The sequence below is a fragment of the Vibrio sp. ZF 223 genome (assembly GCF_003050585.1).
Lineage (GTDB): Bacteria > Pseudomonadota > Gammaproteobacteria > Enterobacterales > Vibrionaceae > Vibrio > Vibrio crassostreae.
The window spans coordinates 316,279-329,020 of record NZ_PIGB01000003.1 but is presented as its reverse complement, the minus strand read 5'-3'; the positions used below and the strand labels follow the sequence as shown (position 1 = coordinate 329,020).

Genomic DNA, 12,742 nt, shown 5'->3' with positions numbered 1-12,742 from the left:
CGAGCTTAAAAGACTTTTAGTGTTGATAAATGAAATCCCTACCGGTTCTGCTGGTGGGGATTTTTCTATTTACACCCCAATAACGTATGAAAAGCATCTAAATGGTCTATGTTTACTATTCGTTTACTGTTTAACCTCGACAACGTGATCGAGATCTCTATATAATCCGCGCTTCGATTTTTGTTTAATCCATACTTTCGTACTTCTTATTTAGGTTCTTGAAATAGCCTAATAATTATCTGTCAGTACACGCTTAGGAATTAGTTCTTTGATATCTACCGCGAACATCACAATGCAATTTGGCGCAGAGCCGCTGTTTGAAAACATCTCTGCTAAATTTGGTAACGGCAACCGTTATGGTTTGATCGGCGCCAATGGTTGCGGCAAATCAACGTTCATGAAAATCCTAAGTGGCGCATTAACGCCAAGTTCGGGCAACGTTTCTATCACTCCAGGAGAAAAACTGGGTGTGCTTAGCCAAGATCAGTTCGCTTTCGAACAATACAGCGTTATTGACGTTGTAATTATGGGCGACAGAAAACTGTGGGAAGTAAAACAAGAACGCGACCGCATTTACTCTTTGCCAGAAATGAGCGAAGACGATGGTATGAAAGTTGCAGAACTTGAAAGCGAATTCGCGGAAATGGATGGCTACACAGCAGAAAGCCGTGCTGGCGATATCCTAATCCAAGCCGGTATCGAAGAAGAGTTCCATTTCGGTCTGATGCAGCAAGTTGCTCCAGGTTGGAAACTGCGTGTGCTATTGGCACAAGCTCTGTTTGCAAACCCAGATATCTTGCTACTTGATGAACCAACCAACAACTTGGACATTCATACGATCAACTGGCTTGCTGAAGAGCTAAACCAGCGTAAATGTACAATGATCATCATTTCGCACGATAGACACTTCCTGAACTCTGTATGTACGCACATGGCTGATATCGACTACGGTGAGCTACGTGTTTACCCTGGTAACTACGAGTACTTCCTAGAAGCATCTGGCTTGATTCGTGAGCAGCTATTAGCAAGCAACGCTAAGAAAGCGGCTGAAATCAGCGAGCTTCAAGACTTCGTAAACCGTTTTGGTGCAAACGCATCTAAAGCAAAACAAGCAAGTTCACGAGCTAAGAAAATGGACAAAATCACACTGGATGAAGTGAAATCATCGAGCCGTATGAGCCCGTCGATTGATTTTGGCGAAGGTAAGAAACTGCACCGTCAAGCGCTTGAACTTCAAGACCTTGGTCACGGCTTCGATGGCGAAACATTGTTTGCTGGTGGTAACTTGCTACTTGAAGCGGGTACTCGTCTTGCGGTTATCGGTGAAAACGGTGTGGGTAAAACCACGCTGCTACGTTGCCTAGTTCAAGAGCTAGAGCAAAACGAAGGCATCGTTAAATGGTCTGAAAACGCATCGGTAGGCTACTGCCCACAAGACAGCACTAAGGATTTTGATAACGACCTGAGCATCTTCGATTGGATCTCACAATGGCGTACAGCGAAGCACGATGACCTTATGGTCCGTGGCATTCTAGGTCGTCTATTGTTTACTGCTGATGATGCGAACAAGAAAGCGCGTAACTGTTCTGGTGGTGAAAAGAACCGTCTATTATTCGGCAAGCTAATGATGCAAGACATCAACGTGCTGGTAATGGACGAACCAACCAACCACATGGACATGGAAGCAATCCAAGCCCTGAACGATGCACTTAAGGTTTACACTGGCACACTTATCTTCGTAAGCCATGACCGCGAGTTCGTTTCTTCACTAGCAACACACATCATCGATGTGAAAGACCAACAGCTAGTGAGCTTCCAAGGTACTTACGAAGAATACCTAGATCACCAGAAAAAGATGCTGATGGTTAATTTATAAGTAAGTCGCTGGCTTAGAGCATGAGCGACTAGAAGCCAGCGAAACTCATAAACAAAAAGCGCCGAACATTAATGTGTTCGGCGCTTTTCTATGTAATATGTTCAGCTATTTATTACTCAGTAACTAAACCTAAGCTTATCAATAAAACCTAGATACGAAATCTAGATTAGAATCCGAATCGAGCCGACATTAAGATTTGGTGGCCGTATGTGCCGTTATTACGCATATCAAGGCCAACAGACAGTTGATCAGTAGAATGGAAACGAGCACCGATACCAACAATAGAACGAGTGTCATCGTTGTCGATCAGTTGACCAAGGCGCGCGTTAACTTCAACGTTTGCCATTAACCAAGCTCTCAAGCCAAGGTTGATTTCTGTTTTGATGTGGTTGTCGTCATTACGTTCGATGTTGTGCAGTAACATTTGACCAGTAACGTCAGCAAATTGACTGATTGGGCCGTTGAATCCCATACCTACCGCTGCATCCCAATCACTTTCAAACTCTGAATCGATACGAGCAACAAAGTGAGAGTTCTGAGTGAACATTGTTGTTACTTCACCGCCGAAAGTACTTGGGCTAGTACCCATGCGCAGCTCGAATGTGTTGTAGTTAAAGTTGTTTGCAGACGCAGAGAATGAACACAGTGCAGCGAGTCCTAAGAGGACAGTCTTATTCGTGCAACCTAGCATGGTGACTCCATATAAATTGTATTTTCGGCAGTATAATACAAAAAAGCCTGCAATATGCAGGCCAATTGTTTGAAGTCAGTATGTTTTATAATTATCGCTTATAGAACTTGGATATGATCTACTTCGATTTCCGGAGTTTTTCCGCCTTCGTATTCACCAAAGATACGAACTTTTGTATCAGCGGTTAGCGGTTGTGCTAGGCGGATGTCATCATCCAGTTCTATTTGAATTTCACTCTGGCCGTCAGAGAATACAAACGTGTCATTCTTTAGTTGACGAACAATCTTGCCATCCACAATTGCTTCTTGCTCTGCGAACATGCTTGTATCGGCAAGCAGTGTCGCAACAGAAACGGTTTCAATTGGTCCAGTGTAAGCAATAGCGCTTTCGTGCTTGTTATTGTTGCTGTGGTCACTAGCCATTGCGAAAGTTGGGGCAAGGATAATAGTAGATGCGATAGCTAATACAGTTTTTTTCATGGTGAATTCCTTAATGTTGTTTTTAGTAGAAACGTTTTCTCAATTTGAAACGTTTCTTTTCGTTAGTACGTTTTTTGTTGAAGCGCCTGTTATCGTTCACAAGCTTCGTTTCGATGTAGCTATTAAACAACACTGGGGTTGAATCCAGAGTGAGTAACACATTCATTTTCCATTCATTTTATTGAGCATCTGCTTAGCAATGACGTTAAGATGGAGGTAGAGAAATATTGCCTTCAGCTACAAATTGAGAAATTAAGGATTTAAGTACAAATGCGAGCACCATTAAGCGCCCTTATGGTTCAAGGAACCACGTCAGATGCCGGAAAAAGTGTATTGGTGGCAGGTTTATGCCGTGTCTTGGCAAGGAAAGGAATCAAAGTGGCACCATTCAAGCCACAGAATATGGCGTTAAACAGTGCTGTGACAAAAGATGGTGGTGAAATTGGTCGCGCTCAAGCGGTTCAAGCGCAAGCTTGTAATATTGAGCCAACCGTTCACATGAATCCTGTACTACTAAAACCTAATTCAGATACCGGCGCACAAGTTATTCTGCAAGGCCGAGCGCTGAGTAACATGGAAGCGACGGGTTATCATGATTACAAGAAAGTTGCGATGGATACGGTTGTCGATTCGTTTGACCGACTTTCTGAAGAATACGAAAGTGTAATGATTGAAGGTGCGGGTAGCCCAGCTGAAATCAATCTCCGTGAAAATGATATCGCTAACATGGGATTTGCTGAAAAAGCGGATATCCCAGTGATCATCGTTGCTGATATTGACCGTGGTGGCGTTTTTGCGCACCTCTACGGCACATTGGCTCTGCTATCTGAAACTGAACAAGCTCGCGTAAAAGGTTTTGTGATAAACCGCTTTAGAGGCGATATCGCACTTCTTCAATCTGGCCTAGATTGGCTAGAGGAAAAAACTGGTAAACCAGTGATTGGTGTCTTGCCGTATCTTCATGGTTTTAACTTAGAAGCGGAAGATGCGATTACCTCTGCTCAAGAGTCTGACGGAGAAGCTAAGCTTAAGGTCGTGGTTCCGGTGTTAACCAGAATCAGCAATCACACGGACTTTGATGCGCTAAGACTGAATCCTTCAATTGATTTACGTTATGTCGGTAAAGGCGAACGTGTAAACAATGCAGATTTGATTATCTTGCCGGGTACAAAATCTGTAAGAGCAGATTTGGATTACCTAAAACAACAAGGCTGGGATAAAGATATTCAACGTCACTTGCGCTTAGGTGGCAAAGTGATGGGGATCTGCGGCGGCTATCAAATGTTAGGTAACATCATCCACGATCCTGATGGCGTTGAAGGTACGCCCGGCAGCAGTGAAGGGTTAGGGTATTTGGATACTGAAACGACTCTTACACAGCAGAAAACTTTAACAAATGTACGCGGCACCATGACGCTTGATGGTAAAACAGCACCAGTAAAAGGTTACGAAATTCACGTAGGTAGGACTGATGTCAATGAAACGGCTTTACCTGTTCAGTTAGAATCAGGCAACCTTGATGGCGCTGTAAATCAAGACAACTCGATTTTTGGTACTTACCTGCATGGCGTATTCGATAACAGTGATGCGTTGTCGCTTATTTGCGAATGGGCAGGAGCCAACGATGTAACAGCGATTGACCATGAACAGCTTAAAGAGCTGGGTATTAATCGAATCGCGGATGCCATTGAAGAGTACTTAGATCTTGACCTGCTTTGGCCAGAACTGAAACGAACATAGATAAGTGATAACAATGAAAAAGCGAGTAATCCTTTTAGCCATGGCCTTAACTTCGGCACTGACTTCCACTCATCTTTTGGCTGCTGAAAAGCTGCGAGTTTATGCTGCATCATCAATGACCAATGCTGTTAATCTGTTGGTTGAAGAGTTTGAGAAAGATCATTCTGTCGATGTGACTCCTGTGTACGCGAGTACGTCATCTTTGGTACGACAAATCGAAAGAGGAGCACCAGCAGACATTTTTATCTCGGCAAATGAAAAATGGATGACGCATTTAGTCGATCGTAAATTGGTTTCTAGTGACAATGTCACAAATTTATGTGAAAACGAACTTGTGCTGATTTCCCCTAAAGAGACATCGGTAACATTAGACCTATCAAAAGGTAATCAATGGGCTAAACTGCTTACTAATGAGAGGCTTGCAGTGGGCAACACCATATCGGTTCCTGCTGGTATCTATGCGAAAGAAGCGTTAGAAACGTTAGGTGTATGGGACGATGTGAAGACTCGATTGGCACCAAGTAACAATGTTCGTATGGCCTTAGCCTTAGTAGAGCGTAGTGAAGCTAAGCTTGGGATTGTCTACAAGACGGACGCATTGCTTTCAAAAGAAGTAAATCTAGTGTTGACGTTCCCATCTGATCTGCACACACCAATACGTTACCCTGTAGCGAAATTGAACGATAAAGTCGTTGCAGAAGAGTTCTATACTTTCCTAAAGAGCGAAAAAGCGAAAGACACCTTGAACAGTTTTGGATTTGAAGTGCGTTAAATGAGTTACTTATCGGAATACGAATACCAAGCCTTAATGCTGAGCTTGAAAGTCGCTGGGTTTGCCATCTTATGGCTTATTCCTATCGGCATTGGTTTGGCGTGGCTACTTGCTAAGAAACAATTTGTAGGCAAAAGCATTGTAGAGAGCATTGTCCATTTACCTCTGGTACTTCCACCTGTGGTCATCGGATATTTACTGTTAGTGATGATGGGTAGGCAAGGCATCATAGGCTCGTGGCTCAATGACGTGTTTGGTATTGTATTCAGCTTTAGTTGGAAGGGCGCAGCACTCGCTTGCGTGGTTGTGGCACTGCCATTAATGGTTCGCTCCATCAGGCTGAGCCTAGAAACCGTAGACAGTAAGCTTGAAGAGGCCGCTGCTACATTGGGCGCTTCACCGATTCGTGTGTTCTTCACTATTACATTACCGCTGATGATCCCTGGGATTATTACCGGCACCATGCTTTCATTCGCAAGAAGCTTGGGTGAGTTTGGCGCGACAATCAGCTTCGTTTCCAATATTCCCGGTGAAACTCAAACCATCCCATTAGCCATGTATACCTTTATTGAAACCCCTGGCGCTGAAATGGAAGCGGCACGTTTGTGTGTCATTTCAATTGTTATAGCGCTTGGTTCATTGATGCTTTCTGAATGGCTCAATAAGAAGTCTGCACAGCGACTAGGAGGCAATGCATGAGTGCTTTGATCCTCCAATACCAGCAACAGTTGGGTGAAACTTTCTTTGATATCGACCTAGAACTCCCAAGTTCCGGTATTACTGCGATCTTTGGTCGTTCTGGCGCGGGTAAAACATCGCTTATCAATGCGATTAGTGGTCTTAAACAGCCAGATAAGGGCTTGATCAGCGTATCGGGAACCACCTTGTTTGATAGTTATAAGGGCATTAACTTGCCGACTCACAAACGTAATGTCGGCTATGTGTTTCAAGAGTCGCGATTGTTTCCGCACATGAAGGTGTCAGGCAATCTTAAATATGGCATCAAAGACTTTGATAAAACGCATTTCGATCAGATTGTCTCCTTGTTATCTCTCGGTTTATTGCTAGACCGTTATCCAGCTCGTTTGTCTGGCGGCGAAAAGCAACGTGTGGCGATCGGCCGCGCATTGTTATCAAAGCCCAGCATTTTGTTGATGGATGAGCCTCTGGCGTCTCTCGACTTGCCCCGCAAGCGTGAAGTGATGCCGTTTCTGGAAAACTTATCTGAAACTGTCCAAATACCGATCATCTATGTCACTCATAGCCTTAATGAGATTTTACGCTTGGCACATCACCTTGTGATTATTGACCAAGGTAAAGTTATTTCATCGGGCGTGACAGAAGAGGTTTGGGCATCGAGAGCTATGCAACCGTGGCAATCTTTCTCAGAGCAAAGCTCATTATTTGAAGCCACATTAGCGGAACACAATGATGATTATGCGCTGTCTCGCCTAATGTTAGGAAAGTCGACGTCATTATGGGTTCAGAAAGTGTCGAGTGAGCTTGGTACTGCAGTAAGGCTGCAAGTTAGGGCAAATGATGTTTCTATCACACTAGAACAGCCGAAAGGGACTTCGATTCGTAATATCCTTCCTGTCACTATTAAAAGCGTAGAGACGCACCAACAAGGCACAAATAAGCAGAGTGTCGCTGTCGAACTAGAGTTAGAGTCTGGATGTTACTTATGGGCAACGATTACGTTGTGGGCTCTGGATGAGTTGAATCTAGAAATTGGGCAGCGTGTTTACGCGCAAATTAAAGGTGTAAGTGTCGCTCAAAGAGATATCGCGGTAACACATTAAATCTGTCAAGGTCACCTTTTCGATATTGTCGTGATGTTGCAGTTTCTAGGCTCTGAAAATTCGATCTTGATTCCATGAATGGAGACATGCGTCATTTTTATACGGTATAACTGCCAGTTTTGAGCCACACTGTATGTGTGCTGAGGCATATTAATTACCTCAATAATAATAAGAAAAAGTATCAGGCACAAAAAAGCCGCATGTTTGTAATAACATACGGCTTCATCATTAAGTTTTCGTTAAGCATTCAACCTAAAGTTAGGTCTGAAGAATAGCTTATCGGATGAAGACTTCTTTAAAATCACGCTTCAAGATAGCATCGCGACGCGCTTTCTTGATTTGCTTAGCCATATCTTTTACACAGTTATGTAAAATTTGGTCAAGTAGTTGAGCTCGGTACTCTTCTTTTTCTTCATCAGACATGCCTTCTGGAAGTTTAAGAGTAGGGAACTCTTCCATCATGTTTACGCCAGCAAAAGCTTGGCTAACAGAGATTAGAGCGTGGAATTGCTCAAAGTTGTCCAAAACATTTTGTGCGCTTGCTGGAAGGCTGCTCCAAGTTTCACGCACTGCTTCTTCAGACACCTCATGAATAGAAGTAACCATGTTGTGCATCTCTTTAGGCACTTCATCAAATTCGATAACTTGGCGAAGCTCTGGTGAGATAGTGGTTAAATCGATTTCTTGTACTTCGTTGTTTGTAGCGTCTGACATAGTATTTCTCTTTAAAAAGAAACAATGCTAAAAAGATCTGTAAAAAAGTCAATATAATATAGAGATTAGGGCATGATTTAAGCCCAAATTTGAGCTACTTTGAATATTCAACACTAGATAAAGGTGATGTGATGATAGAAAAGGGATCTTCGATGCGCATATTGCTGGTTGATGATGTTCAACTAGACAGGATGCAACTTGCTATTCGACTCAAGCAATTGGGTCATATTGTTGAAGCTGTCGGTAGCGGAAAAGAAGCCCTGAACGTCTATTCTGATTTTGATCCTGAACTTGTGTTACTTGATATTAGCATGCCAGACATGGATGGTTTTGAGGTGGCTAACGAGGTTCGTAGGCAATTTCCAGAATGGGTTCCGATCATCTTTCTAAGTGGCCACGAAGAACCTGAAATGATCGCGAAAGCGATTGACGCTGGTGGTGATGATTACCTGATAAAACCTGTAAACAAGGTGGTTTTAAATTCTAAGCTGATTGCGATGCAGCGTATCGCGCATATGAGACGAGAGTTAAAACAGAGTACCGCCAAGCTCGAAGAACTGAATATCCTCTTGCAGCAACAAGCCAATGAAGATGGCTTGACCAAATTGTACAACCGTCGATATATGGACACTAAGCTTGAAGAGAGCATAGCGTGGCATGGAAGGCGTAATATACCCATGACAGTTATATTGCTAGATGTAGACTTCTTTAAGCCTTACAACGATAATTACGGCCATATTCAAGGGGATAAGTGCTTGCAAGAGCTTGCTAATACCTTGAAGCTGCTTTTTGTTCGAGCAGGAGAGTTTGTCGGCCGTTATGGCGGTGAAGAGTTTGTTCTTATCTTAAGTGATACGGATAGCGATGCTGCTATGTTACAGGCGACACGCATAAAAGAAGCGCTACATGAAATGAATTACGTCCACGATTATTCAACGGTTTCTGATAGGGTGACAGTGTCACAAGGTGTGTTGTCATTTGCACCAGAAGGGGGTGAATCTATCGCCTCTATTTACGAAAAGGTTGATCAAGCGCTTTATCAAGCGAAGCAAAGTGGTAGAAATACCTTTGTACAGCGCAGTATTTTGGAGCTTGCAGGCTAGTTGGCGAGCTCTTCCGGATATTTGAATTTATACTTCTATTAGCGTTTGAGCTTGGAAGTACTTTAAGTGATAAGAGAAATGCCATATTCAAAGTCATTTTCTATGGCTAATACATGTTGGACACTGATTGTCCCTGTATTCTACTTTGCGGTTCCTACCAATGTTCAAGCGAACCAGTTGTCTGATCTTGTCCGTAAGGATATAGAGCAGAACTTTGCAACCAGTGTACTTCTTAACGACACTGATGTTTTTACCTTTGGTATCAACAACTTTGACCCTAATAAAGTGTTTCGTTTAGACAATGAAGACATTGGTTCGAATGATTCCGTAAGTCGTCGGAAAAACATAACCTCACTTAGCCTCCCTTATACATTTGAGCTACCAGCTTATATCGAAGATAACCATCAAGAGGTGACGCTGCGCTTATCAGCATTACGCACTGAGAAAGACGTTCAATACGCATCAGAAACTGTGTCTGATTTTCAGAAAGAGACTGTGATATCTGGCTATGTTGAGTTTGCAAACGTGTCTCAGTTGGATGAGTACTGGAGTTTTCATTCAGCGATTGGTAACCATATCTCTTACTATCGGAATGATTTTGAGTATCGTGCGAACATACTTAAACCTGTTGCCGAACAGCTTGATGGGTTGTATCTCAATACTGACGCTTGGGCTTACATCATAGAGCCCAAGATTAAATTGATCTATGAAGACAAGAATAACTGGGGTAAATACAAACTCAGTACCAGTTGGCATTATTTTAATGGTGTGGGTTGGGGGGAAGCCAATAACGGTAACATTGGCCACCCAGAAGGTTGGTATATCGCCAATGAAGCAAAGATCTTTTATGATTTAGTACGTTGGGACAAAAACATCACATCGATGTATTCCAGTATCAGACGAATTGATATTGGGGGCGATACTGTAGCACCTATGGGGACAACGTCATATTACGAGGGCAGTGTAGGGTGGTTGCTTAACCCAAACCTGTTTAATGAATGGGTCGATAACGTGGGAATAGGTTTTACGATTAACTACGGAAGTAGCTTAAAAGGCGGGAGCTTGGTTATCTTCTTCAACCAAGATTAAGCTCACTCTAATCTAGTTACCGAGACTTACGTTTAACTATCAACACACAGCTTGTTTCGACCTGTTTCTTTCGCTTTGTAGAGAGCCTTATCAGCAAGCTTCAGCACTTCTTCAGGATGTCTGGTGGTGGTACTGTCAGACAGCCCAATACTCACCGTCACGTTCACCACTTCCGATGGTTTGCCATTCTTACCCCGCTTTTTAATCCCCACTTCATGATCGTCAGGGCGTTCGTGGCTATTCCGAATCGTCATGTCGTAGTTCTGAATCTCGGAAATCAGAGCTTGAAGGTGCTCTTTAACCTGTTCCGAGTATTTGCCTTTAAAAATGATCGTGAACTCTTCGCCACCATAACGATAAGCTTTCGCGCCACCGGTCGTTTCTCTCAGAATACGAGCCACCAGTTTTAACACATCGTCGCCAATATCATGTCCGTAGGTATCGTTGAATTTCTTGAAGTGATCGATATCGACCATTGCCATCGAATATCTACGCCCTAGGTGCTTCATATCGACTTCTAATGCATGTCTGCCTGGGATGTTAGTCAGTTGGTCATTAAAGGCCATATCATGGCTAGCAGACATTACATAGACGATAATCAATATGCCTGACAAAGAGAACATGGTGCTTGAGATGTATTGGATATCAAAGAATATGAAGGTACTCGAAGACAACAAAATCGCGCTGTAAACAACGACATCGATAGAGCGGTTATAGACTAAAACCAAAATCGACGTTAGGCCCAGTAAACAAAGGCTATAGAGCACCAGAATAAAAGGCAGTTTAGAAAAGTCTCTAACGGTAAATAGAACCCCTTCACTCCATGATTCAAAACCTCCGGCATGGAAGTGAGACACAATCAGTTGCGCCCAAACCATGAATAGCACCACAACCAAGGCGTAAAGTAACATGGACTTTGAGTTAACCCCGTTATCGGGGAAGGCATATACCAATAAGCAAGTAACCGGCACTAAAGCGGCCAGAAGAGACAGCTCCAATAATGTGGTTCCAGTGTTTAATGGGGTTTGTAAGCGGACTTGGATGATAAAATAGGCAACGAGCATGGTAAGAGACACCATAGCCATACGACCTTGCCTGAATGTGTGACACAGCAAAACGGCAACGCTCAATAAAATATACGGAAGGTTGCTAGCAAACCCTAAGTTTGAATCGGTCACGAGAATGACGTTGTTCATACCTACGAGTAACATTGCTAATAGAAGTAAGGGAAAGCAAAATCGAAACATGCTCGACGTTACAAAAGAAGATGCCATTTATGTGGTGAGCCTAAGTGTACTGATGATCTTGTAATTTAATTTTATACGTAGGATACGGTTAAACAAGCGATTGCCAAGCTTTTTGCGTAAATCAGAGCAAAAACATAGTCATAGGTCGCTATTGGTGCAACTCTTTTTATATGTATTTGAGTTGCTATTAACCATAGAGCGAACTACATAGTATATATGAGAAATTAATTAGTCGTTATAGTTACTTAACATGCAGTTAGTAAATCTGTAGTAATGAGTAGGGTATAGTAAGGTAACAATATGTAGATCGTTGCCAAATTAGGCTAGGACACGATCTGTTGTGATAGCTACAAATGGAGGTGTGGTATGCAAATTAGTGTTGATGTTCATAACTATATGGAAACTCTGGTGGGTCATGTATTGTCTACCGAGGAATATGTGTCTAGTTATACCAATGAACAGTTGGCGGATCTCGCGTGTTTGGCTTTGGGTCAACTCAAACCCATCTATATTCGTTTTGATATCGATTTTCTGTCAGCATTGCCAGAAGACAAATTGGTGCTATATAAGCGCAATAGTGAGATCGCGGTCAAAAATGCAGAAAGTATGATTATTGACGACCGAAGACGCGAACGTGACGACAATGTGCCCGTTATATTTAGTCAACACAATTTTGATGATGACGTAGAATTACAATGGTATGAAAAGCCGTTGTTGAACCGTAAACAGTCATGATAGTTTAGGGTTAATACGGTCATTTAAGGAGTAAAAAACGTGGGATTCTTTTCTAGATTATTTGGTGGCAAAGAAAAAACCGAACAAAAAGTAGAGATTGAGCCAGTCGAATATAAGGGTTTCAATATCTATCAAGATGCCATTGCAGAATCTGGTCAATACCGTGTTGCTGGGCGAATTGAGAAAGAATTCGATGGTGAAATTAAAACTCACCGTTTTATTCGTTCAGACGTTGTTTCAAACAAACAAGATGCCGATGAATTGATGCTTAAAAAATCGCAGATGTTCATCGACCAAATGGGCGACAATATATTTAGCTAGCCAATTAGGGTTAGAATTGATGTTGGTCATAATTTCGAGAGCTTTCAGTGTATATGCTGAAAGCTCTTTTTAGTTTTAGGGACAAAGAACAGCTAGTAAGTTGTTATTTAAAGGATTATTTGCAAGTGGTTTGACCTCTTTGTTCGAGGCGGTCGTCATTTCTTCAAATGAAG

Annotated in this window: 13 protein-coding genes; 9 read left to right on the top strand and 4 right to left on the bottom strand. The window is 42.5% G+C overall.

The annotated features are described in order from the left end of the window. Positions 1-268 precede the first annotated feature (268 nt). Positions 269-1,876 (top strand): ABC-F family ATPase, encoded by a 1,608-nt coding sequence (locus CWO13_RS08945; RefSeq protein ID WP_082153932.1) that lies wholly within the window; start codon positions 269-271, stop codon positions 1,874-1,876. Positions 1,877-2,042: 166 nt separating this feature from the next. Here the strand turns inward: CWO13_RS08945 and CWO13_RS08940 are convergent, their stop codons facing one another. After that, positions 2,043-2,567 carry a hypothetical protein gene (locus CWO13_RS08940; protein ID WP_048608275.1) on the bottom strand — a complete coding sequence of 175 codons (525 nt, stop codon included), beginning with the start codon at positions 2,565-2,567 and terminating at the stop codon, positions 2,043-2,045. A 98-nt stretch (positions 2,568-2,665) separates the two neighbouring features. Beyond that, on the bottom strand, positions 2,666-3,046 hold the full coding sequence (locus CWO13_RS08935; RefSeq protein WP_102433172.1) for a YgiW/YdeI family stress tolerance OB fold protein: 381 nt from the start codon (positions 3,044-3,046) through the stop codon (positions 2,666-2,668). A 270-nt stretch (positions 3,047-3,316) separates the two neighbouring features. Between CWO13_RS08935 and CWO13_RS08930 the strand changes: the two genes are divergently transcribed. Genes CWO13_RS08930 through modC form a run of 4 tightly spaced genes read left to right on the top strand, consistent with a single transcriptional unit; the run spans position 3,317 to position 7,360 of the window. Beyond that, positions 3,317-4,786, top strand: coding sequence for a cobyric acid synthase (locus CWO13_RS08930; RefSeq protein ID WP_108082821.1), 1,470 nt, complete (start codon positions 3,317-3,319; stop codon positions 4,784-4,786). Positions 4,787-4,799: 13 nt separating this feature from the next. Further along, positions 4,800-5,558, top strand: a complete 759-nt coding sequence (gene modA / locus CWO13_RS08925; protein WP_102433174.1) for a molybdate ABC transporter substrate-binding protein — start codon at positions 4,800-4,802, stop codon at positions 5,556-5,558. Continuing rightward, positions 5,559-6,257 (top strand): molybdate ABC transporter permease subunit, encoded by a 699-nt coding sequence (gene modB / locus CWO13_RS08920; RefSeq protein WP_065677054.1) that lies wholly within the window; start codon positions 5,559-5,561, stop codon positions 6,255-6,257. Next, positions 6,254-7,360, top strand: coding sequence for a molybdenum ABC transporter ATP-binding protein ModC (gene modC, locus CWO13_RS08915; RefSeq protein WP_102433175.1), 1,107 nt, complete (start codon positions 6,254-6,256; stop codon positions 7,358-7,360). The genes modB and modC overlap by 4 nt, the downstream gene beginning before the upstream one ends. Positions 7,361-7,636: 276 nt before the next feature. On the opposite strand, the gene CWO13_RS08910 is transcribed toward modC, so the two are convergent. Beyond that, a complete protein-coding gene (locus CWO13_RS08910) occupies positions 7,637-8,074 on the bottom strand; it encodes a DUF3069 domain-containing protein (RefSeq protein WP_004731036.1) in 438 nt (145 codons plus the stop codon). Between the two features lie 131 nt (positions 8,075-8,205). Here CWO13_RS08910 and CWO13_RS08905 point away from each other — a divergent pair, with 131 nt between their 5' ends. Next, entirely contained in the window at positions 8,206-9,177 is a 972-nt protein-coding gene (locus CWO13_RS08905; RefSeq protein WP_170960779.1) for a diguanylate cyclase, read from the top strand. 78 nt (positions 9,178-9,255) lie between these two features. Beyond that, complete coding sequence (locus CWO13_RS08900) at positions 9,256-10,266, top strand: Solitary outer membrane autotransporter beta-barrel domain (RefSeq protein ID WP_102433177.1); 1,011 nt, start codon at positions 9,256-9,258, stop codon at positions 10,264-10,266. A gap of 32 nt (positions 10,267-10,298) precedes the next feature. On the opposite strand, the gene CWO13_RS08895 is transcribed toward CWO13_RS08900, so the two are convergent. Continuing rightward, entirely contained in the window at positions 10,299-11,540 is a 1,242-nt protein-coding gene (locus CWO13_RS08895; protein ID WP_102480862.1) for a GGDEF domain-containing protein, read from the bottom strand. A gap of 339 nt (positions 11,541-11,879) precedes the next feature. Here CWO13_RS08895 and CWO13_RS08890 point away from each other — a divergent pair, with 339 nt between their 5' ends. Both CWO13_RS08890 and CWO13_RS08885 read left to right on the top strand, forming a co-directional pair. After that, positions 11,880-12,248 (top strand): late competence development ComFB family protein, encoded by a 369-nt coding sequence (locus CWO13_RS08890; RefSeq protein WP_048660158.1) that lies wholly within the window; start codon positions 11,880-11,882, stop codon positions 12,246-12,248. A 39-nt stretch (positions 12,249-12,287) separates the two neighbouring features. Then, positions 12,288-12,569, top strand: coding sequence for an HlyU family transcriptional regulator (locus CWO13_RS08885; RefSeq protein ID WP_004731023.1), 282 nt, complete (start codon positions 12,288-12,290; stop codon positions 12,567-12,569). Positions 12,570-12,742: the final 173 nt, after the last annotated feature.